The following is a 23,900-nucleotide window of genomic DNA, read 5'->3' on the forward strand; positions in this document are numbered from 1 at the left end:
CAGCAGGGTTGAACATCATTTGGGGTCGCCAAGGGTATTCGCATTTGCAATCTGCGTTACCGGCCATACACATCGATGACAAAGACATGGGATGGATAATCGCCTGGAGCGTAGTAAGGACTTGGGACCTCAGCGATGATGCGCGCCTCGCCAATGTCTGTGGCCGTAAATGTAAACGTCGCCTTGCCCGTTCCATCCGTGTGTCGCTTTTCTGAATCGCCGAATGTCACTTCGATATTGCCCAACGGCGTCCGGGTGTAGTGGGACCAGACTTGGATTGTCAAAGTGGTCGACTCCCCCACCCACAAATCAACGTCGGGGTCCGTCCCTTCAATCCTAAAATGGTGATGTCCCAGGTTCACGCCCACTGAAGGGTACGTCAGTTCTATTTGCGGAAAGTCCAGCGATAGCCCGGATTCTCCAGTCGATGCCGTCTGAGGAACGGTCAGCGTCCACGCGACCCCATCGGCCTCCAGTTCCATCGGCTCTCCGGGCGCAGGGACCAATCCGACGCCAAGATCGTCAGACGCCCATAGCGCCGCCACGTCGAGCAAGGTCAAGGGGCTGCTGGCGTTAGGGAGAAAGCTCAATGTATGCGTACCGCCGATGCTGGGATACAGTTTGTCGTTTTCTCGTATGACCTTGTCATCAAGCTTCAACTCTCCCTCGCCTTCCAACGTCGTTGAAAGCAATAACCCGTTGAACTCAAAAGGGCCCATTTCTTCGTGGCAAATATTCAAGCCAAACCTGGTACTGGCAGTAGCGGTCGGAAGGATGCTCCACGACAACCCCTCTTCAGTCATTTTGCGCACGGTCCCAAAATCAGGGATTGCTTCAATAGGGGGGTCTGCGTCGCCCCCCACCTCCAGCCATATTTCTTCGTCTATAAAAGGATCGCCCTGCGGCATGACGCGTAGTTCTGCTGCCTCGCTGTCCAGGAAGAAAACCAGCCGGCCTGATGAAGGCGCCTTATCGTTCAACGTGACACTGACCAGCGATTGCCATGGGCTCTCTTTGTAGACTTCAACATCAAACGTATGCTGAATGCGTTTGTCTGCATCCTCGTAGGGGCTTGCGGCACTGGCGGTAATTTGGAAAGTTCGTGGTTCATCAAAATCAAACCGATAGGCAGACCACCCTTCGTTACCCGTTGGCCGTTGAGTTGGATCTCCTTCGTCGACTTGCCATTGGACTTCGATATCCCGTACCGTCCCTACGCCTGGAACCTTTGACGAGACCTGAACCCTCAGGTCAAGATCAGCTCCACCTATATAGGGGAATTTCGGTGCCTGCTGGTTATCTACGATATCCAGCCAGTTATGCGCCAACTGCATCGTCTGCGCCGGCGACGCCTCCAGCAGCTTGGAGCAACTCACAGTGAGTTTGAATTCGGCGTCTATTCCTTTATCTTCGTACGCCATGCGCCACGTCAGGCTATCGCCATCAATGGCGGTCGGCACGTCCAAATCAGGGCTGAACGTCGCACCCAGCCCTATTGGATTCACGGGCTGGTCGGACGAAAAAATCAATGTCAGATCGGTCCCCGCGAGGGCATGGCCGGTCGGGAAGGTGATGGTTGCCTGGTGGCTGCCGCCGCGGCAGGGGTAGGCCGGCTGGGTGCCCCAAGTAATGGGAGTGGTGGTATTTTCCAGTGCAAACGTCGCTGTTTCCCAAGGGTCATCCGCCAGGGCACGTACCTCGAACACATGCTTGGCGTCATCCTCATAGTAGTAACTGTCTACCGAAGCCGTGACTTGATAAACACCCGCAGCCGTGGGTGTGTAGGTAAAACTGGACTCACCGTTCTCATCGGAGCGCTGGGTGAACAGCTCGAGCGGAGCCATGGCGTTTTGGGACGTTACAGCCCAGGTCACTTCCCTATCAGCCACGGGGTCTGGAGTATAGTGAGATTGCACCTTGACCCTCATCGTCACGCTCTGCTCAAGCGGGACCACCGGGTAATAAGCGACGTCTTGCATCACCGCCAGTTCGAGCCGGAAATGGCCCGAAATCGCCGGCAAAGGATAGGGAGCAGCCGTGTACTGACTTTGTATCTGCACGCATTGCGGGTATTCCCGACTGTCATCGGCAGGAACACGGCAGCCAATTTGCCATTCACTGTCGATAGCTAATTCCTGCTTCCAGGGCGGCGAAAGCTCAAGAAGGTCGGCCGGATCGTCTTCCAGCCAAATCCCTACATTGGTGTCCTTCCAAACACTGTCATCCTCCGGCTCCAATGTGAGCGGATGAGCTTTGTCCGCTTGCGCACCAAAGCACAGACGCAATGGTTCATTGGCTGGCTGGGTCTTACCTTCGATGGTCAGGCTGTTCAGGCGCAAGTCTTCCAGCTTTAATTCCCCTCGTACCAGGGTGACCCGCACTCCCCTATCACGCGATGCAGTATCCGGCGCACTGATGAACGTTACCGTGACGCTTTCATCCGTCGGAGCGACAAGGTCACTGAAGGAAAAGTACCGATCCTGAAAGTCGATAGCCTTCAGGCTTTCGGATTCAACTGGCCGTTCATCGTCGGCTTCACGCGATGCCACAAGCTCGTACGTTTCCTCTGCCCCCCCTGGCGCAGTCTTAACCTTTAGTGTAGCGGGGGCGTTGCCATAGGCGTCGTAGTAGAAAAGCAACTGGTAATCCGCTTTCCCCGCCTGAGGTCTTGGAAGCAACGCCAGTTGAAAGGTTTGTTCGCCGGTCCCTCCATCGTAAACGTGCATGCTCGTCTGCAAGTTTCCATTCCATAAATCCGTGGCATGGATCGCATTACGAGGAGTCCAGCCCGTCAAATCCACGGCGAAGTCCCCGTTGCTGATGAAGTTGTCTTTGTAGCGTGGATCTTTACTGTTCATGGCCGCGTCATCCTTCAGCGAATCGCGAGCGGTGCCTTATCGGGCGTCGCAGTCGTTGCAAGATCGGATTCAAGCTCCTGCTCGACATCTGCGGCGAACGTAGACCCGCCGTCCTTGGCTTGATACGTCAGCGTCAGGATGATATCCGTCAGGGAATCCAAGAGTTGTTGTTGCGAGTCCGTCGAATACCGGGGAAATGACAACTCGTAATCGGCATGCGCCCCGGTGCCTTCGAAACGCTGGTAGCGATCGTCATTCGCAAAGCCAACCGCACCGCTGTCGTCCAACCCGGTGGAGAATGCCGCCTGCTGGTATGGCCGCAGGTTTCGTACCAGCGTCCCTCCTGGGGGAGCGGGATTGGTATCGTCGTGCAGGTATTGGACAGCGGCAATATTTGGCTCGAGGATCGTCGCGCTGCTCAGTTGCACCAGCACCGCCCGGACATTTTCGTAAGGCCCCAGTATGCCGGGGAAGGTCAACGATAGCCGCTTGACCTGACGGCAATAATGGCCAGGGTAATCCTCATTGAAGAGCCGTTCATTCAGAGCGAACCTCAGCTTTCCTTCTTCAATCGAGGACTTCCAGCCATCACCCAAAAGCGAGCGCAAGGAAATCGTCTTGACCAACTCAAGCCGATGCTCATCGCGCTTGATACGGGCCGCGGCCATCCTCAGCAAATCCAGCTTCAAGGAGTAACCGGTGGTGAACCCATGATAGGTGTCCATCCAGACATCCGGACGAATGAACCGCGAATTGAAATCAGCCATTTCATATCGCCAGCAGGTTTCGGCACACAGGCATAGACCGGCGACTACGTCGTATACCTGATAGATCAAAGTCTTCATCTGCCCGACCACCCAGTTACTCAGCTCGCGCCCGGTCGTGCGGTTCTTGTAGAACGCGTACACGGCCATGGCCTGGGTATTGGCTGCCTCCGTTTGCAACAGGCTGGCCCGAGCGGCCTCGATCGCGTGCTCTTGCGCCAGGATCTGCTCACGCAGAACCCGGATATCGGCATTCGATTGATCGAGCATGAACACCCATTCCTGCCCGCGACGCCGATATTGTTCGTTGAGGCTGGTCTCGTCGGCTTCGCGCATCATGAAATCGGCGGCCATCTGGATGATTTCGGCGGCAGCTTGCGGAACGGCGCCCAAACGCATCCCACCATTGGCCAGCCCGTAAATGTTGGGGAACGTATCAAGGGCCGCGCCCACTGCCCTCAATGCACCGGACCCCAGCCCGAGAGCCCTGGCATCCCGACTGGTCTGCAGTACCCGATACTCGGCCTGGCTGACGCCCTCATCGATCAGCCCTTGATAATATTGCACCCGTCCCATAAGCATGTTTTCGCTCTGCCGCAAGGACGTCGCCGTCGCCTCCAACTGGGCAATCGACGCCTCATGGACGGTCCTGGCATAGTCGACCATCTCGATCAAATGACTTTGTTGCAGCTCTTCCAGCTCACCCCGGTCACGTTGCTCCAGCCATAACCGCACCTGGTCTTCCTGTTGAATCAGGAACTCGGTGCCTTGCAGGGCAAGGTTGTGCACGGTCTGCCATTTATACGGCACCACTTGTATCTGCCCACCCGGATTGCGACTCTCTCCCAATTCGGAGTTGCCTTGGGCGCGCAACAGCTCCATGGGGTCCATGGGCGGGCTGAAGAGCGGGATCGACAGTGGTTGGCCATCGATCGAGCGGTTGTTACGCAGGTTGTCCATCCGCGTCCTGAGCAACCTGCGCAACGCATCGGGCCGCTCATTGAGCCCCGGCCGGAACGGATCCGCACCCAGCAGCTCGAAGCGAGGCGTAGCCGTCATGCCGCCGGGCATGTCAGCCGGATCAATGGCGAAATCCGCTTCGAACGCTTTTAGCGCATCGCGTCCACTGACGGTCTTGAGCAGCTCCTTCAGCGTCGTCGGCTCCCATGTCGAGATGGTCTCGATGCTGGGCGTCTGGCCCATCAGCGACAACGCCCTGCTGTAATTGAGCTTGGCGGCAATCATGCTGTCGTAGTCCAGGCGTCGATACTGGCTGTCGCCCCAGGCGATCAGGTTTTCCACGTAACGCAGGAACAAGGCGATGCGCATATGGATGGGGGCGGAATATCCAATCGCGTCCGGGTCGGTCGGCGCCTCGATTTCATACGAAGGATCGATTTCGTTACCCAGTGGACGACAACGCCAGTAGGCCGGGGCGGGGGTCACCTCGGGATCGTCGGCATCGGTGTCGGACGTAATTTCCCGCGCCAGCGGATGGAAGATGTACTCGAACCAGCCCTGGGCTTCGCGATAACGCCCTTCCGCAGTCAGCCGCGTCCCTACCAAGTCGGGGGTGTGAAAGTACATCTCCCAGAAATACAAGCCGTTGCAGCCGTCGAATGGCCCGTTTACCTCGACGGTGCCATCCGGTCTGGAGGGCTCTTCAATGTGCTGGGTGTCCCAATCCAACAAGGCGTCCACCGAAATGGCCGCGCGACTGGTCAGCACCGGGCCGAAAGTCGAGTTGACCCGCACGTACTTGAGCAACTGCCCAGTGTTATCGAACGTTAGGAACTGAGCGCCTTCAGTGTTGCCTTTATCGATGGACACCGTTGGGTACAGCTTCGACACCTCGTTCAGTTTTACACTGAACAGGTTACGTCCGTATTCCCCGTTGTCTTTTTCACCAAACTTGAAACCGAGGCCATCGATTGGAAATTCTTTTGCGTCTCTGGGGTTCCCAATGTACCGACGATACGTCAGCCAGGGAGTCGCGTATTGACCGTCCAGCAAACCGTCCGCCTCGAAGTCCGGCGGGTCGCCGCCCTGCCAGGTGAGGTATTGAAGAATAAAGGTTGCCGTTTCATAGGCCACTCTGGGAACCACTCGATTCTGCTCGTTCGGTACGGCATCACCGACCCCGCTCAGGGTAAAACCTGCACCGGCTTTCACCTCGTCCAACGTTTTTCCCAGAAGGCTGGCCAACACTTCTTCACTGAGTTCGCTGGTCACCGCCTCTGTCACGAACGGCTCGCCTTCTGTACCTTGCTTGAAGTCGTCACGCTTGAACGAGTGGACCCAATGTTTTTTGCTGTCACCGGTTGAAGCTTCCTTCAGCTCCAGCGTGTAGTCCAACTGTGGCTCACTGTCCGTAGTGATGGTGATGTGCAGCTTTCGCGCGCCCGCATCGACTACTTTTATCTGATGCGTCCCGGTTTCCCAACTGAGCGAAACTTGCCCTATCGTCTTGCTCTTTTCCACCACCGCATCGCAACGTCCACGCACCCTGAGCACGGCATAAACATCGCCGTCCTTAGTCTCGCGGGTATGGATGGCGTCGAGGAAAAGATGACCGTTGAGGGAGCCTGCGTGGTCTTCGCTAGAGTCAATCACCACCTTCGAATAATCCGCCGGCACCACTTTCTGTTGCAGGCTGCTGGCCGCCTGGAAACGAGCGAAGGCCATTTTCAACAGGGTGGCCGTGTCGTCGGCCACCTTGCGAAATAGCGCATCGCGGGTTTCATGGATCTCGATTTCCTGGAACGGCGCCGGCTCATCCAGCGATTGCCGGTTGGTGTAGCAAACGGCTAACAAGTCGTCCCGCGGGTCACCGTCCCCCAGCGACACCGCCGTCAGGCGACCATTGGAAACGTCTTCCTCGCAATACTGTTGGTGCAGGGACAAGGGGGCCGACCATTGGCCGTTCAGGAAACTGTAGGCCACCTTGATTTCCAGCGACCAAGGTATCTGCACCACGTCGTCGCTATCGAGCTGGCGCTCATGCCATTCACACCAGACCAGCGCCAGGCGTCCACCCCAGTACACAGGGCGGATATCCACGACTTTATCCACAGTGGCGATGTCGATCTGACTCCACTCTCCCCAGGCGGCGGGGTTGATTCTCTTACTGGTGTTGTCTATGTCCACCCTGACCTGACGCCAGTGGTAAGCGTAGGGTGGCGTGCGCTCCTGCCCGATCAGGCAATAACGCGCTTTCTGGTGATCGGCGCCGTCGATATAGCCAGCGACCACGTCCAAGTCGCAAATGCGCTGGAAGGCTTGGGTGTATTCCATCAACGCCCGCTGCACCGAGTCGGTGCTCAAGCGCATTTGGTTCAAGCTGTTTTCCAAGGCCCGGAACAACGCGGTCTTTTTCAGGCGAAGGGACGGGACAATGTAATTTTCCGCCTGGTCTTTAAGGATGACGTTGGCCGACCAGGTGCTGTAGTGGCTCAAGATCTGATACCAGTAATGGGTATCCTCCGGCTCGAAATGAATCTCCTCGTATCCTGGCTCCATCCCGCTGTAGACCGACTGAACAAGCTGCTGCAAGCTACGCACGGTCGCCGACACCCACGTGGCTTCCAGCTGTGCGCTGTCCTGGGTATCGAGCATCAGGTACTCACTCAAGTCGTCGGGACTTTCCAGCGTGACGGCGCCCTCCCAGATGTTCTGGCCCAACACGGCCTCCAGCATCGCCGCGGTGTAGCGCTCTGTCAGCTCGTTGATCTGGATCAGTTCCATTGGATCGGCTCCTCGTCGCTGGATGATGGCCGTCTGCTCAACGTGCCGTTGAGTACCAATGCTTCAGTCAAGCGGTCACAGACCAGGCTCAATTGGAAACGGCCGTTGCGCACGTCGCCGGTTTTGATTTCAACCGTTAAAGGTTCGTCTGGCTCGAAGGGAATGCTCGTCGCCAGGCGCGGCGTGAATTCCATCGCCAGTGCCTGGCTGGTGTAATCGGAACTCCATCCTATTGCCCCGTTGCTACCGACCAACTTCTGCACATCGACAGCCAGGATTTCAAGTCGGTAATGGCTGTTTCTGAACAGCGTCAATTCGCCTAACGGGAGCTCGATTTCCTCACGCTCCTCGTCGTCTCCTAACAGCGTGATCAAATGGACGGTCCATTCAAACGCCTCGAGCACGGTCCATTTGAACTCTTGAACCTGTTGCTGATGGAGGCTCAACCTGGCGGTCAGTGTGAAATCACCTTCCGTATCCGGATGGAACTCATACGGCGACCGACCCTGCGCGTCGGTCGAAATGGAACGGGTTTGCAACACCGTACCTTCCGACGAGTCAGCCACTAAGGTCCATTCCACCGGGTAATTGGCCAACGGCCTGGCCAAATCATCGGTCTCCTCTTTTACGTCAACCCACAACAACCTTGGCTTACCGCCGACAATGGAGTGTTGGGTGTCCCGGGAATGGCCATAGATCACCGCGTCACTGGCCACCCACACCGCAAGCTCAACCTCAAGAGCGCCGGCCATTTGAGCAAAGACCGTCAGCTCGCCCGCTGGCGCGTCAGGCAGGGTGTATACAGACACCCCCTTTTCATCGCTTGGTTGCACTGTTTTGTCGGCCGGATCCAGGCTGGTCCACCACGTCACCTCTTGCCCATCGGCCGGCTCATCGCCGAGCGTCACGACCAGGCAACCCACAGTCAGCGGTTGCCCAATCAGCGCCGCACTGATGACGTATGGGTTGTCCAAAATGCGCGGTCTATCGACAAACTCAGGTTTGTATTCAAAAGTGAACCCCGAGCCGTTTTCTCTGAACACCGAAACCCTTGCTTCGCCGGCATCCATGCTGGACAGCCACACGCGGCTCCAACCATCTTTATCCGTGTACGTTTCGTTGGGGCGGATCTGGCCCAACGACGTGAACCACTCCACTTTGCGAAACGCTCCAGGATTCCTGTAAGAGTCGTACATCCGAACCCTGAATTCTTGCTCCCCCCTGAGCCCCGCAAGTATTGGAGATACCGGGGTGCCCGGTTGCGGCCATTGGGTTCTCGGATTGACACCCAATGTATCTTCGTCACAATCAATCACCACGGAAGGCCCATAGATCGGATCATGCAATGGAATATTGAACGAAACATGAGCCGTCCCCATTCGCCCCCCCGATTGCAGCTCCGCCTTTGCCCTGCCCTGCTCATCGGTGCGGGTTTCAGGGGTGAGGATGGCGCCCAGGTCGGTGTGCCAGTAAACGATGACCCCTTTGAGCGGCTCGCCGTAGAAATCGAGCAGCGTGCATTCGAACTCCGCCACTTCTTGAGGTAGGTTCGCGATCAGCTTCGGATTGTCCACCAGGCACCGGGTTGTGATGCTCTGACCGACTTCAGCGGAATCCGGTGCGCCTGCCCCAGAGTTGAACTGGGTCAGGCTCTCCAGCGCATTACGCGCGGCGGCAGCAAACGCCGCATCGCTGTCCAAGGGGTCGAGCGAGCCCATGGAAAACGCAGCGGTGGCGTCCATGCCAGTCTTGGCCAGTTCCAACGTGCGCAGCAGCAGATCCAGCTGCGCCAGGTTGCTCAAGATCGGCTTGATGGCCATGTCGTTCTCACCGAGTTGCGCCTGGATGTGCTGCACGCATTCCAATACATGCTTGATCCCGCAACCCAGATACGTGGCCAGCTTGTCGGCGGCCGCGTCACGAACCAGACGCAACCCGTCCTCGCTCATGTCATCGGGCAGCTCGTTGACCTGGCGCAGGTAGTCCAACATTTTCTCTTCAGGTTCAGGGACACGGCTGATGATCCGGTTGTAGAGCGCCAGGTAGTACACCGTTTGGAGCGTAATCTCGTAACGGCCCTCCAGGCTGAACCATTGGTACTGCTCGCCCGTCAGCAGGGTATCGAGCATCTGCGGGCTGAGGCCCAACTTGACGGCGATCTGACTGCGGCGCTCCAGTTCCGCCAGCATCTTCAGAAACGGCTCAGGACTCTGTTGTCGCACTGCCAACGGTGATTGGAGTTTGGACAGCTCCATTGCCTTGGCCAGGAAGTCATATACGTGCCCTTCAGCCCAACGCATGATCTGGGCCGCCAGCAACGAATCGAGCTTCAGGAAGACCGAAACGCCCTCCTCCACGACTGACCGCTGCTCGTCCCGGCAGCGCAGCAGGATATTCACGATGAGGTCTTGTAGAACTTCTTTCTCCACCTCAGGCATAGAGCTGAAAGCCTCGTCTATCATCTCCCGTACTGCCTCACGAGTGCGCGCCAGGTATTGCGCCTCGGTCTCGTCATGACGGCCGATCACCAAGCCCTCGTCATCCACCAATGCTTTGGTTTTAAGTCGAGGCAACCATTCAATGATTTGCTGATTGGTATCGCGTAGCGGAGCGCCTTCTTCCAGCAAGGTGGCCTCCTGAACCCGAACCGCCAGCACCTGGTTGCGCAATTGCCGCAAAAATTGCTCCTGGCCTTCGGTCCAGACGGCAGGCACATGCACCGGGTTGACATAGCGCACCAGCCACAGCACCGGCAGCTCGTATTCCTTGGCCCAGAGAGCGCACTCCATCAATCCTTGGATGGCGCTCAACACATCCGCGCCGTCCTCAACCCCATGAAGCGTGACGACCGGCTCCCCCGCCAGCAGCGCTACCAGGCCTTCGCCGTCGCTCATGGTTTGCAGCAGGGCTGTTGCCTCGATGGGCGTCAGGCCGACGAGCCGAGCCAAATGGGTCAGTCGCCAGAAACTGGACAGCGTTTTCAAATCTCGCCGCAGCTGCGTCCTCAACCCATACGCCCCGGCGATCACCAGGGCCAGGAAACGATAGGTCTCGAAATTAATGTCCAACGCCCGGCAGATCTGGTGAACGGTTTGTTCATCAGACTCGCTTCGTGGCGCAATCGAAAATTCGCCATCGTCGATCAGCAACGGATCGTCGTACATGACATGGCGGTTATAGACTCGATCGAACTGCGACAACTGCCCATCCTGGCCGTGTACCGACAACACATCGATGAAGGCTGCGAACTCCTCGGCCTGGCAGCCGTAACGGATACTCAACTCCTTGAACAAGCCCAGGCAACGCAGGGTGTTGGGACGGATCCAGATTTCAGCATTGGCCGTGCCCCGGTACTCGGCCCGCATCGCGGCGACGAGCAGACGATCGACCTGATGGCTCGGCAGCCCCAGCATGCGGTCCAGCCGGCATTTGCGGTTGATCCGGTCCATGCGATGGGCCAGCACCAGTTGTTCACTGTCCGTCTCGCCAACGTGATGCAATTGAAATGTTCCCTGGGGATTACCGTCTGGGAGCACTTCAATCGCGGGAGGCTCTCCCCCATGGACATAAACGGCACCCGCGTCGGCACCGGTGAGCGGTATGTCCGGGTCGTCAACCATGGCCGGCGCGTTCGCGGAAAGTTGGGGAGTAAATGCATGATTGCCTAATAAGGCGTCGACTCCGCGTTGATCGAGCCGCGTTGACTGGCTGAAGATCCTCAGCTGGCGCAAGCTGACCAGGAGCACCGCTAAATCACCGAAGTTCTCCTTGTAGAAATCTGCAGCAGAACGCTCGGGGCTTGAATCGATCAACCGGGTCCGCGGGTCGACCCTCATGGGCCTGCCGGTCAGATCGGGATCAGGGTGAAGCTTGAAATAGGGAGATTCGAGTAACAACGATAACTGCAGGGGACCGATCCCAATGCTCAGTTGTTGAGCCGCATCGGCTCGCTGCCCCTTGGCTCCCGGATTCTTGAAATAGGGATAGTCCAGGTCGACAAAACGGATGACATCGCCCAGCGATCCGTCCTTCAGCGCGGTGCTCACCACGTGGGTGATGCTTTCCCAGTCGTGATCGTAGGGCAGGCTGTTGTGAAAACGGCAGGTGCGCAGATAGGCCCGGACGTCGGTGATGTTCAGTTTGGACCTGATCTGGGCTTCAAGCACCGTGTTGGCGATCTCTAGCCGCGACAAGCGCCGGTCGACCGCCATCTCGTTGATCAACAACTCGTCCACGTCCGGCCGGCGCAACGCTAGAGGCAAAGGTGGGTTCTCTGGGCCGTTACGTTCGATCTGTGCCACCCATTCGCGCAACGCCACCATGTACGCCGTGGTCGAGGCGCGGTTTTCAATCGCGCCTGCCGGGGCGCTGCCTTTTATGTCCGGGTTGAACAGGTTCATGTAGGTGGGCAAAGGCACCAGCGACTTTTCGTCGCTACGGGGCTGAATGCCAGAGGCGGCCCGCTCACGAAAATACCTCGCCACGTACACCGCCAGCGCCTTGCCACGGGCCAACAGAACCTGAGCTTCTTCCCCGCTCAAGCCCAACGCCTGCAATTGGGCGGGCCGCAGTTGGATCAGGTCGAACACACTGGGGCTTTGCTCGATGAATTGCGCGAGGCCGGTGAGAGTCGCCACGCGATCGTTCCCCAGCACGGCCTTGGCCAATTGGTGGACCGGACGATTGTCGGATGCATTCATTGCCGTTATTCCTTTGACCGTTGCTCATGCCTGGGGAATATTGAGCGCTCGGAACGGTTTTGGGGCTACTGTCAGATCTGACAGTTAGAAAGACCATTGGTCGGAGGGCTGGAGGACAAATAAAACGGCCCTGCTTGGAGGGCCGATGGCTAGGCGGGTGCGGATCTTAGTCGGTGTCTATTACAGTCACATCCAACTGCGCCCAATTATTGGTGGGAAGCAATGGCGCCAATACAGCTCTAACCGATATTTGGAACAACCCGAACGGCCAAGGAGGAATGACCATTGTCCAATTCCCCTCGTTATCGACAAAACTACTCGCTAACAGGACCGTCCCGTGTCCCCGTTGATACAGCTGAACCTGCGACAGAGGCAGCGCCGTACCACGAAGCACGGCTCGGGGTGGAACCTCTGCATCATTGGCTGGGCTCAGGATGACCGGCGGGGCGATTCTAGCGTCGACGGTGAACTGCACATCTCGGCTCCGAGCCGACTGAACCTCTTCACCATCTTTATCAACAAACTGAAACGCATGGACGGTGACGCTACCCACTGCGATATCTCGATCGCTACGTCCCGTCCATCGCCCATGTGCGTCCACCCTCGCCGTGACATGCCGGGCTTCGCCTAAGCCGTTGATCCAGACGCGCACCTCGGCCCCCGGCATGCCAGTGCCCGCAAACACGGGGCGCGGTTCAAGGTTCGGCGAGCTGTTTTCCGGGGTGTCGATGACCGGCGCATCGAAGCCTTCCTGTACCTCGATCACATCCATGGCGCGGATGGGCAACGCCCAGTCCGAGGTGATTCCATCGCGCCTTTGATTCGCCGAATACTCATAGTTATCTCCCACCGGCAATTCAAGCACGGAGCGTGCGGCCCATCCTCCGTTGCGATCGACCCGGCAGTTTTCTACCAATTTGGTACTCGAAGACCCCCTTTTGACCACAGTAATTGTCGCGCCAGGAACCCCCCAGCCTTGGAACATGGGATAGCGTCCAACCTTCTGGCCCCGGGAAGGCAAATCGACAACAGGGGGGCCAAGCGTTTCTTTATCCGGTATTTTCTCCACCAGGAACCGCCCGCTCTCGACCCATTGCGAATGAACGCCGCCCACGGTCTGGCGCACCGCCACCCGTGTCGCGCCTTCGGGCAGGTCCTTGTCGCCCACCACCTGCCATCGCCCAAACTCATCCGCCTCGGTGGACGGCGCCAGCAGGTGCTCGGTGTTGAACCACGACGCCACTTGGATGGTCGCGCCCGGCGTGGCGAGCCCGGCGTACAAAGGCCGAAGCCCAACTTGGTCATGGGGCAGCGGTTCGGTGAATTGGGGTAGTTCTTTTAATAGTGGGGTGGTCGCTAACTGGGGTGAATATTGTGAACCCAGATCCGGACCCGCCATTGCCAACGTGACGATGTTTTTTTCGGTATCGTCCAGAATGTTTTTGACACTGGCCGTCCAAGTGCCGGCGTCCGTGACCTTGCTCCACCCCATCAGTTTCTGATTCGGACGCGTATTGATCCGTATATCGTCTCCAGGGAAGCCAAAGCCACTGATATGCAATACATCGCCCAGCGCTTCGCCTGGCAGGGGCGTATCGACAATAGGACGGTCAGGTACCACCGTGATGGGATGCAGCTGCTTCGGACTGCGTCCTCCAGAATGTCGCAGGGCTACCTCGAGCCTGGGGCTTCCCGCAGGCAGTAGGAGTGTCGTCTCCCAGTGGCCTTCCTCAACAGGAATCCCCTCGACAAACGGATCATCTGCCCCGTCAAGGTAAAACTCAACGGTACCGCCAGTCGCCCCAGTCCCTGAGAAAATCGACGTGCGCGTCGTCCTGGTTCCCGGATCCGAAATCACCGGGGCCCTCACGCCTACGGTCAAATTCACCCGCGCAGTTTCCTCGGAAACATTCGTGCGGTCGTTCTCCATGGCTTGCGTGGCGTAAATGACAAGCAGCCCCTCCGATTGCTGACTTAATTGCACACGGAATCTTCTGCTTTGATTGTCGACGGGCCCTGCGCCCAACACTTGGTTGTCACCCTTATGGATAGTCACCCATCCACCCGCCCAACCGGTGCCTTCGATGATGGGAGCCATGTCCACTTCGCCGGACGTGGTGATTGTGGGCCTAGGTGTTTGAACCAGGAACTCGCGCTCGCCCTCGATGGAAGACTGGCCGCCAAACTCAGCCACCGCGCTGATCTTATACGTACCGGGGTTCCAGTCTTCCGTGGCATTAAGGACAAACTCACCTGTTCCTGATGCCGTTAGGGGAATAGGAGGCTTGCCAGGAATCGTCAATGTAACGGCAGACTCCGGCCAGGCGTTACCCATGATTTGCGGACGCTGACCGTTTTTTCCTGGAAGCTCCAGAGGTTTGGTAAATACTGGCTGGGGGGAAGGAATCGTGAATTCACCAAAATTCACGAACGAGGATTGACGAGAATTGACGTGCTGCCGCGCAATCAGCCCCGAATAAGTGCCGGGGGCAAAATCCTTAGTGGCCGTCGTATCCCATTCCAGATTAGTTTTGACCAGTGCATCTTCTACCCCGTCGATAGGAAACTCGCCAGATATCCTAATAACGGTTTCAAAACCGACCCATCGCCGTCCTTTCCCCGAAAACGTCGGCTTTTGCCCTTGTAAAGAGACTGTTAACTGAGTGGGCTCCGGGACTGGCACTTGAACCGGCAGATTTCTACTGTAAGCAGAGTAAATTCGATCGCTCTCATCTGGAACGCTTTGCTTCACCGCATATGAGTAACTGTCCGGCACCAGTTCCGAAGGAAGATACTTTTCCCAAGTACCACCAGTGCCAACATCAGTAAAAAACTCCCGATCAGGGTTACCAGTACGATGAATATCCAACAGAGCGTCGGCCAACCCGGTCCCATACAAGCGAACGCCCTGGCTATTAGTCTCAACCTCAATCGTCGGTGCGTTCGGTGGAATGACGAAAGTATGGCGTGTACTCCTCCCGGATTTCTTGGAGTTCTTTTCCTGCTCTGCCACCAGGTATACCCGACCGATAGGTAATGGCTTGTCTACTTTGGCAGTCCAGTTACCGTTGGCACCCACCGATCCCGAGCCCATCAGCTCTTCTGAACTATCATCAGATTTGTAAATTTTGATAGCAGCGCCGTTCAATCCATTGTCGCCCAGAACGGTGAAACCTTGCTGTTGGTTCCCCGAAGGGCCGGTGATGCGTGGGATGCCGAGTATTTCGTAAGTAACTCGCCGTGAATGAAACTCCGTTTCTTTATGAAACACTCCTCGAAATCCAATTTGCCCACTGGGCAGATTAATTCCACTTTTAACGATTACCGAAAAATTTTCCGACGTTGATATTGTAACCTTCGAGGTAAGCTCCACACCAAGTTGCCCCTCCCTCGCCACATAAACGACACTACCTGGCGCTCCTCTTCCCTGTATGGTATCGCCTTCTTTTAAAATACTTCCAAATTCGGGCGAGGTAATCGTCGCAACGTAAAGCTCTTTTTCTGAGCTGACAAACAACTGCGGCTGACTAATATAAACGGTAACCTTATTGGCAGTAATAGGCACGGTCACATACCACCTTCCTTCCGTAAGTACTACTCCGTCTACAATTCTACTAGGAAGCGGCTTAATCTGGCTTCCGGTTAACTTGACACCGAACGTCCCTCCCGTCCCGGTAACGTATGCGTCATCGGGATTGACATTATGAATCCGATCAATAGAGAAGGACTTGATACTCGCTTCCTCTTCTGCCCCCCCTCCTTCAAAATCGTCCTCGGCAGCCATGACTTTGCCCTCTTCATTTATGCAGTGGTTGGTTAAACCGCTAATCAGACCGTTGCGCGAAGTTAATAACGCCCCCCTCCCTTCCGGCACCTGACAGTTCTGACAGTCCCGACCAACGGCTCCCACCCGATCCTTCACCATCCGACTACACCACCTTGCGCAACGGACTACACATCCGCCAGAATCCGCCGGCTTGTGCGCCTTGGCCTCGCCCCGTAACGTGATCCGCGTCGCTGACCTCCCAGCGATCGGGTTTAGTCGCTCGGCTATGAAAAACGGTGTGCACAAGCGTCATCCAGTCGGGCCAAAGTCCCGCACTTGATGGTGGCTGTTCGCAGGGCGCCCTCGGGCGCGCCGGGCTTCGTTTTTCCACCGGTCGACTAACCTGCGTCCAGCCGCCACCCCTCGTTTAGTCGCGAAACGGGTGGCAGCCCCAACTACGGAAAAACGTTCATGATCAAACCAACCCCCAATCCCCCAAAACCCGCTCCCCGCAAAACCGTCGACGAGCGAAAGCTCGACAAAGCCGCGAAAAAAGCCCTCGATCACTACCTGAAACCCAACCCCACCCAACCAGCCAAAAACCAACGACAACTGGACTGTTTCATCGTCGCCCCCGACGCCGACCCGGAAGGCTTGCTGGTACACAGCTACGAAACCTTCTGCTCGGTGAGCACGCTGATTCTGGATTTATCGGAAGAACTGGAAGGCGCCCCGCGCAACCTGGCGTTGGCGATTCATCAGATGGGCGAGATGGGGGTGTTGTTGCTGGAGAAGTTGTTGGATGGCGAGGCGAAGGTGCTGCGCTGATAGCAACGCGATACATCGGGCGATGAAGTCCCCGTGGCGAGGGAGCTTGCTCCCGCTGGACGCGAAGCGTCCCATGCGGTGTGTCAGTTGATAACCAGGGGGCTGCTACGCCCCCCAGCGGGAGCAAACTCCCTCGCCACGGGGTTATCGCAACGCGGTAGGGCTCACGCCGATTCTGGTAGCTGATAGAAGCTGAAGTACTGCCGCAATGCGCTCACCAGTTGTCCGTATTCAGGCGGTGCCCACTGCAGGCTGAAGCCCGCGTCGAAATGTTGCGGTGTCACGTCCTCGCGGCACCACAGGCAATGGGCTTTCAAACGGATCTGTTGCTGCGGTCCTTCCTCGGCGGGCAGTTTCAGGCGCAGGTCGAAATCCGCACCGATCATCAAGGGCAAATGGCTGATGAGCATCAGGCCGTTTTCCGAAACGTTGCCCAAAAAACCAATGGGTTTGCCGTTTATGCCGTTGAACACCTCAAGGAAATACGCCAGCTGATGTCGTGCAATCTGCCGCTCTTTGTACATGTCTTGTATCACTTTTTGAGTAGCCGATAACCCGGCCAATCCAGTGCTTCGGAACGGGCTCATCCCTGCCCGCTCTCCCCGACCCCGATGCCAGACACCCTCATACTGGCTGGCCAAATGCTACCGGTGACAGGTGACGCTTCGAAATTAGAGTTCTGGCTCTAGCCACGTTTTGTACAACTATAGTCCAAGCGCGAGCATCGGCCAGCCGGATTCGATACCAGTCATCGGTCGACAACTGGCTCGCGGAAGGGTTTCGAATAAATCAAATTCAGAACGACGTGGGACGGATCGCCGAGGCGCTGCGGGTGGGGTAATGACCGAGGCTCTGTAGGGTTTCGAGCCGTGCGCGGGCGCGGTAGGCGTACTCGCTGTTGGGGTACTGGGTGAGGATGAACTGGTAGGTTTGCGCCGCGTCGACGTAGAGCTTCTGCCGCTCCAGGCACTGGCCGCGCATCATCGAGACTTCCGGCTGCATGTAGCGACGGGCACGGCTGGCGCGGTCGACTTTGGACAGCTCGAGCATCACCTGCTCGCAGTTGCCCCGCTCATAGGCCTTATAGGCCAGGTTCATGTGGTGGTTCATCGACCAACGGGTGCAGCCCGTGATACTCAGGGCCAGGGCAATAAAAAGCACGAATCGCATGGGGAGGTTCTCCTGTCTTGAGCTCTGTATCGACCTGGCGGGGAAAATCTTCAGCACGAAAAACCTCCACGGTGAACACGTGTGTGGCGAGGGAGCTTGCTCCCGCTGGGCTGCAGGGCAGCCCCGGATTTTTGCGGTCGCTACGCAACCGAGCGGGAGCAAGCTCCCTCGCCACAAGAGCGATGTTCGGCTTAAGCAGTTAAAGGCGCAAAAATTTTCAGGAATGTTCATTTCGAAAAAGAAACGAATAAGTAGTGCATATGAACAATGACTACACCCAAAGACCATAGTAGCCTTCGCTGGCGCTTGAACTTGAGGAGTCTTGCATGTCCGTCCGTCGCACCAAAATCGTCGCTACCCTTGGCCCGGCCAGTAACTCGCCGGAAGTTCTCGAACAGCTGATTCTGGCTGGCCTGGACGTTGCCCGTCTGAACTTCTCCCACGGCACCCCCGACGAGCACAAGGCTCGCGCCAAGCTGGTGCGTGACCTGGCCGCCAAGCACGGCCGTTTCGTTGCCCTGCTGGGCGACTTGCAAGGCCCGAAGATCCGTATCGCCAAATTCGCCAACAAGCGCATCGAGCTGAAGATAGGTGACAGATTCACCTTCTCCACCAGCCACCCGCTGACCGAAGGCAACCAGCAGGTGGTCGGCATCGACTACCCGGACCTGGTCAAGGATTGCGGCGTAGGCGACGAACTGCTGCTCGACGACGGTCGCGTGGTGATGCGCGTCGAAACCGCCACCGCAACCGAGCTGAACTGCGTCGTGACCATCGGTGGCCCGCTGTCGGACCACAAAGGCATCAACCGTCGCGGCGGCGGCCTGACGGCACCGGCCCTGACCGATAAAGACAAGGCCGACATCAAGCTGGCCGCGGAAATGGAAGTTGACTACCTCGCTGTGTCATTCCCCCGTGACGCAGCAGACATGGAATACGCCCGTCAACTGCGCGACGAAGCCGGCGGCACCGCCTGGCTGGTGGCCAAGATCGAACGCGCCGAAGCCGTGGCCGACGACGAGACGCTGGACGGCCTGATCAAGGCGTCCGACGCCGTGATGGTGGCCCGTGGCGACCTGGGCGTGGAGATCGGCGACGCCGAGCTGGTGGGCATCCAGAAAAAGATCATCCTGCACGCACGCCGCCACAACAAAGCGGTGATCGTCGCGACCCAGATGATGGAGTCGATGATCCAGAACCCGATGCCGACCCGCGCCGAAGTGTCCGACGTAGCCAACGCCGTGCTGGACTACACCGACGCGGTGATGCTGTCGGCCGAAAGCGCCGCCGGCCTCTACCCGCTCGAAGCGGTGCAGGCCATGGCCCGTATCTGCATCGGCGCAGAGAAGCACCCGACCGGCAAGACCTCCAGCCACCGCATCGGCAAGGAATTCACCCGCTGCGACGAAAGCATCGCCCTGGCGACCATGTACACGGCCAACCACTTCCCGGGCGTCAAGGCGATCATCGCCCTCACCGAGAGTGGCTACACGCCGCTGATCATGTCGCGTATCCGCTCCTCGGTGCCGATCTACGCCTTCACCCCGCACCGCGAAGCCCAGGCGCGCGCCGCGATGTTCCGTGGTGTATACACCATTCCGTTCGACCCGGCTTCGCTGGAGCCGCACGAAGTCAGCCAGAAAGCCATCGACGAACTGACCAAACGCGGCGTCGTGGAAAAAGGCGACTGGGTCATCCTGACCAAGGGCGACAGCTACCACACCACCGGCGGCACCAACGGGATGAAGATCCTGCACGTTGGCGACCCGATGGTTTGATGATCGGTTGCTGAACACAAAAAGCCCCGCCATGTGAATGGCGGGGCTTTTTGGTTTCTGCTTATGGAAATTTGGTGTCTGGACGGGCGCCATCGCGAGCAAGCTCGCTCCCACAAGGGTTTTGTATACGCCGTAAGTCCAGTGTGGGAGCGAGCTTGCTCGCGATGGCGCTCGGTCAGACGCCGCCACCGTCACGGGTAAGAAACACATCCGCCAACAACTGATTCCTCGGCAAACCCGCCAGGTACAAGCGCTTGGCAAACGCCTCGACCCAGCCCGGATGGCCGCAAACCAGCGCCTGGGTCTGGCGCGACGCCAGGCGCATCTGCGCGAGCGCCGCTGGCGCCTCGGCTGCGGTCAACAGTTCAATGCTCAGGTTTGAGTGCTTGGCCGCCAATGCCGCCAGGGGTTTGTCCAGATAATGCCCGGCGGCGTCACGGGCCACATGAATAAGCCGAATCGCACCTTGATGCTGCTGGCGCAACGCTTCGCGCAAGATGCCGAACAGCGGCCCCAGACCGGTGCCGGACGCCAGCAGCCACAGCGGTTTTTCATGCCAGTCGGGATCGTAATGCAACGCGCCGCCACGCAGTTCACCGAGGCGGATCGGGTCGCCGCTGGTCAGGCGTCGAGCGGCGCCGATGAATTGACCGGGGACGTGGCAATCGAGGTGAAATTCCAGGAAGCGATCCTCTTCGGGCAGGCTCGCCAATGAGTATGGCCGGGCGATGTCGCCAGCCCACAGCACCAGGTGTTGTCCGGCGCGATAGCGCAGCGGTCGCTCCGGGGTAATGCGCAGGCGCAGCACGTCGGAGCCCAGCCAATCCACCGCCGCCACTTTGGCGGCTTGGCCGTCGCGTTGTGGGTCGAAGGTGTGGATTTGCACGTCCTCCACCACCTGGCATTGGCACGCCAGTCGCCAGCCTTGATCACGCTGCGCCGGGGCCAGGGCATCGGGGCGACTGTCGCGCACGTCGCCGCTCAGGCATTGCACCAGGCACGCATGGCAACTGCCGGCGCGGCAACTGTAGGGCACGGCCACGCCTGCCTGGTTCAACGCATCCAGCAGGTTACTGCCCGCCGCCACCGACCATTGCCGGCCGGCGACTTTCAACTCAGGCATCGACGTTCTCCCAGGCGGCGGCACAACGGTTGCGGCCGTCTCGCTTGGCACGGTACAAGGCCTGGTCGGCGCGCTGCAAGGCGCTGTCCAGGTCATCGCCCATTTCCAGCATCGTCATGCCCACAGACAGGCTGAGAGTGCCCACCCGCAGGTCGGTCAATTCCACTTGGGTGAACGCCAGCCGCAAGCGCTCGCAACAGGCCGTCAGGCGCGCGGGGTCGCAGGCGGGCAGCAACATTACGAATTCTTCGCCACCGTAGCGGGCCAATACGTCGCCTTCACGCAGGCACGCCGTGGCGACACCGGCAAACGCCTGGAGCACCTGGTCGCCCGCCGCATGGCCGTGCAAATCGTTGATGCGCTTGAAATGGTCCAGGTCGATCAAGGCCAGGCCATGGGCGACGCCGGGCCTGAGGGTATTGAGTTCGCGACTCGCCAGGCGCAGGAAATGCCGGCGATTGAACAGGCCGGTCAGTTCGTCGGTGGCCACCAGGTCTTCGAGCTGGCGCATCATGCCGCGCAGGGTGTCCTGGTGCGCCTGCAAGGCAAACCGGCGCTGGCGCATGCGTTGGCGCGAGGTCTGGACATAGCGGGCATACAACACCAGCCACACCAGCACGATGAACAGCACGGACACTTGCAGACCGGCCAGCGTCGGATCGGGCAGCCGAAAGAAGTAACCGTCCCACAGCGTGATGCCGGTAAAACTGATGAACACCAGCGTGGCGCAGCGCACAAAGGCCCGCCGCGTCAGGTGGAACAGACCGAACAAGAGGATCAGCACATAGAACACCAGGAACACGCCGCGGGCCTGGTCCAGGTGCGCCATCATCCAGGTCTGCCAGCCCAGGCCGATCCAGACCTGTATTTCCGTCAGGCTGGGGTCGGCGAAGCGCAGGTTGCGATCGGTGATGAACAGCGCGAACAAACCCGCCTGGCACAGCACCACCAACAGCGTGCCGATGATGGCGCCACGCAACGAGTCGAGGTAATGGCCACTGAAAAACGCCAACCACAGCAACACCAGTGCCAGCGCATAAGTCGTGGCGGCCAGGGCGAAGCGTTTGAGCAAAAGACGTTGAATGGCGTTATGGGTCAATCGGTGACTCACCATGGAAAAGAGGAACTGATAGAGCTGTCCTACGCTACAGGCCAGACGCCACTTTAGTGGCGTGTTCGACAAATGACCATTCAATTCTGGCTCAGAAAAATGGCGTCAAAGCAATGGCCCAGATTGACGCATCTGCCGGCTCCGCCGATATCCCCTCGCCACAAAGGCAGCTCGCCCCCACAGGCCTCCCTGCCTGCGATATACTGCCGCGCCTTTTTAGCGTCGCGCCAGCATGCCCGGCGTGCCTTAAGAGGTGCCGTCCGTCGACCGATGCACCCAAGCGGACGGCACCTTATTGAATGTTCCCGTCTTAGAGAGGAGCGCGACTCATGACCGTGATCAAGCAAGACGACCTGATTCAGAGCGTTGCCGACGCCCTGCAGTTCATTTCCTATTACCACCCCGTGGATTTCATCCAGGCGATGCACGAGGCCTACCTGCGCGAAGAATCGCCGGCGGCCCGTGACTCCATGGCGCAGATCCTGATCAACTCGCGCATGTGCGCCACCGGCCATCGGCCGATCTGCCAGGACACCGGCATCGTGACCGTGTTCGTGCGCGTGGGCATGGACGTGCGTTGGGATGGCGCGACCATGAGCCTGGACGACATGATCAACGAGGGCGTGCGTCGCGCCTACAACCTGCCGGAAAACGTCCTGCGCGCATCGATCCTCGCCGACCCGGCAGGCGCGCGCAAAAACACCAAGGACAACACCCCGGCGGTCATTCACTACTCCATCGTCCCGGGCAACACCGTGGAAGTGGACGTGGCGGCCAAGGGCGGCGGTTCCGAGAACAAGTCGAAGATGGCCATGCTCAACCCGTCCGACTCCATCGTCGACTGGGTCCTGAAGACCGTTCCGACCATGGGCGCCGGCTGGTGCCCACCGGGCATGCTCGGCATCGGCATCGGCGGCACCGCCGAGAAAGCCGCGGTGATGGCCAAGGAAGTATTGATGGAATCCATCGACATCCACGAGCTCAAGGCCCGCGGCCCGCAAAACCGCATCGAAGAGATGCGCCTGGAGCTGTTCGAGAAGGTCAACCAGTTGGGCATCGGCGCCCAGGGCCTCGGCGGCCTGACCACCGTGCTCGACGTGAAGATCATGGACTACCCGACCCACGCCGCCTCCCTGCCGGTGTGCATGATCCCCAACTGCGCCGCCACCCGCCACGCCCACTTCGTGCTGGACGGCACTGGCCCGGCCTCGCTGGAAGCGCCACCGTTGGACGCCTACCCGGAAATCGTCTGGGAAGCCGGCCCGTCGGCACGTCGCGTGAACCTCGACACCCTGACCCCGGAAGACGTGCAAAGCTGGAAACCGGGCGAAACCGTGCTGCTCAACGGCAAGATGCTCACCGGTCGCGACGCGGCGCACAAGCGCATGGTCGAGATGCTGAACAAGGGTGAAACCCTGCCGGTGGACCTCAAGGGTCGCTTCATCTACTACGTCGGCCCGGTCGATCCGGTGGGCGACGAAGTGGTTGGCCCGGCCGGCCCGACCACGGCCACGCGGATGGACAAGTTCACCCGCCAGATCCTCGAACAAACCGGCCTGCTGGGCATGATCGGCAAATCCGAGCGCGGCCCGACCGCCATCGAAGCGATCAAGGACAACAAGGCCGTCTACCTGATGGCCGTTGGCGGTGCCGCTTACCTGGTGGCCCAGGCGATCAAGAAATCCAAAGTCCTGGCCTTCGCCGAACTGGGGATGGAAGCGATCTACGAGTTCGAGGTTAAAGACATGCCGGTGACTGTCGCCGTGGACAGCAAAGGCGAGTCGGTACACATCACAGGCCCGGCGATCTGGCAGCAGAAGATCAGCGAAAGCCTGGCGGTGGAAGTGCAGTAACACGCATTTTCTCGCGCTGAAGAAGGCCGGTGAGCGACACGCTCATCGGCCTTTTTTATAGGCACACAACAACCCCCTGTGGGAGCGAGGCTGCTCGCGATGGCGGTGGGTCAGTTGGTGATGATGTTCGCTGTGCCGCCGCTTTCGCGAGCAGGCTTGCTCCCACAAAGTCATTGAGCACACCATTCATCGGGTAAACCCACCG

Annotated in this window: 11 protein-coding genes; 3 read left to right on the plus strand and 8 right to left on the minus strand. The window is 58.7% G+C overall.

Annotated features, from left to right (window positions below):
• Positions 1 to 56 precede the first annotated feature (56 nt).
• From ACLK1G_RS09990 to ACLK1G_RS10005, 4 genes are all read right to left on the minus strand, one after another.
• Positions 57 to 2,858: an Ig-like domain-containing protein gene (locus ACLK1G_RS09990; RefSeq protein ID WP_420765287.1), complete on the minus strand. Its 2,802-nt coding sequence runs from the start codon at positions 2,856 to 2,858 to the stop codon at positions 57 to 59.
• 14 nt (positions 2,859 to 2,872) lie between these two features.
• Complete coding sequence (locus ACLK1G_RS09995; RefSeq protein WP_420765288.1) at positions 2,873 to 7,366, minus strand: Tc toxin subunit A-related protein; 4,494 nt, start codon at positions 7,364 to 7,366, stop codon at positions 2,873 to 2,875.
• Positions 7,357 to 12,033 carry a Tc toxin subunit A gene (locus ACLK1G_RS10000; protein WP_420765289.1) on the minus strand — a complete coding sequence of 1,559 codons (4,677 nt, stop codon included), beginning with the start codon at positions 12,031 to 12,033 and terminating at the stop codon, positions 7,357 to 7,359. The genes ACLK1G_RS09995 and ACLK1G_RS10000 overlap by 10 nt, the downstream gene beginning before the upstream one ends.
• 199 nt (positions 12,034 to 12,232) lie before the next feature.
• The gene (locus ACLK1G_RS10005) at positions 12,233 to 15,637 is read right to left on the minus strand and encodes an Ig-like domain-containing protein (protein ID WP_420765290.1); all 3,405 of its coding nucleotides are present in this window, start codon (positions 15,635 to 15,637) and stop codon (positions 12,233 to 12,235) included.
• A gap of 666 nt (positions 15,638 to 16,303) precedes the next feature.
• Here ACLK1G_RS10005 and ACLK1G_RS10010 point away from each other — a divergent pair.
• The gene (locus ACLK1G_RS10010; RefSeq protein ID WP_420765291.1) at positions 16,304 to 16,660 is read left to right on the plus strand and encodes a DUF6124 family protein; all 357 of its coding nucleotides are present in this window, start codon (positions 16,304 to 16,306) and stop codon (positions 16,658 to 16,660) included.
• 164 nt (positions 16,661 to 16,824) lie between these two features.
• Here ACLK1G_RS10010 and ACLK1G_RS10015 read toward each other — a convergent pair whose 3' ends face one another.
• Together ACLK1G_RS10015 and ACLK1G_RS10020 are read right to left on the minus strand one after the other, a co-directional pair.
• Entirely contained in the window at positions 16,825 to 17,184 is a 360-nt protein-coding gene (locus ACLK1G_RS10015; RefSeq protein WP_420765292.1) for a PilZ domain-containing protein, read from the minus strand.
• Between the two features lie 271 nt (positions 17,185 to 17,455).
• The gene (locus ACLK1G_RS10020) at positions 17,456 to 17,830 is read right to left on the minus strand and encodes a tetratricopeptide repeat protein (protein WP_420765293.1); all 375 of its coding nucleotides are present in this window, start codon (positions 17,828 to 17,830) and stop codon (positions 17,456 to 17,458) included.
• A 326-nt stretch (positions 17,831 to 18,156) separates the two neighbouring features.
• On the opposite strand from ACLK1G_RS10020, the gene pyk reads away from it, so the two are divergent.
• Positions 18,157 to 19,608 (plus strand): pyruvate kinase, encoded by a 1,452-nt coding sequence (pyk, locus tag ACLK1G_RS10025; RefSeq protein ID WP_420765294.1) that lies wholly within the window; start codon positions 18,157 to 18,159, stop codon positions 19,606 to 19,608.
• Positions 19,609 to 19,783: 175 nt separating this feature from the next.
• On the opposite strand, the gene ACLK1G_RS10030 is transcribed toward pyk, so the two are convergent.
• Positions 19,784 to 20,731, minus strand: a complete 948-nt coding sequence (locus ACLK1G_RS10030; RefSeq protein ID WP_420765295.1) for an iron-sulfur-binding ferredoxin reductase — start codon at positions 20,729 to 20,731, stop codon at positions 19,784 to 19,786.
• The gene (locus ACLK1G_RS10035) at positions 20,724 to 21,830 is read right to left on the minus strand and encodes a GGDEF domain-containing protein (RefSeq protein ID WP_420765296.1); all 1,107 of its coding nucleotides are present in this window, start codon (positions 21,828 to 21,830) and stop codon (positions 20,724 to 20,726) included. The genes ACLK1G_RS10030 and ACLK1G_RS10035 overlap by 8 nt, the downstream gene beginning before the upstream one ends.
• A 341-nt stretch (positions 21,831 to 22,171) precedes the next feature.
• Here ACLK1G_RS10035 and ACLK1G_RS10040 point away from each other — a divergent pair, with 341 nt between their 5' ends.
• Positions 22,172 to 23,695, plus strand: coding sequence for a fumarate hydratase (locus ACLK1G_RS10040; RefSeq protein WP_039591419.1), 1,524 nt, complete (start codon positions 22,172 to 22,174; stop codon positions 23,693 to 23,695).
• Positions 23,696 to 23,900: the final 205 nt, after the last annotated feature.

The organism is Pseudomonas algeriensis, assembly GCF_048847255.1.
In the GTDB taxonomy this organism is placed as follows: domain Bacteria; phylum Pseudomonadota; class Gammaproteobacteria; order Pseudomonadales; family Pseudomonadaceae; genus Aquipseudomonas.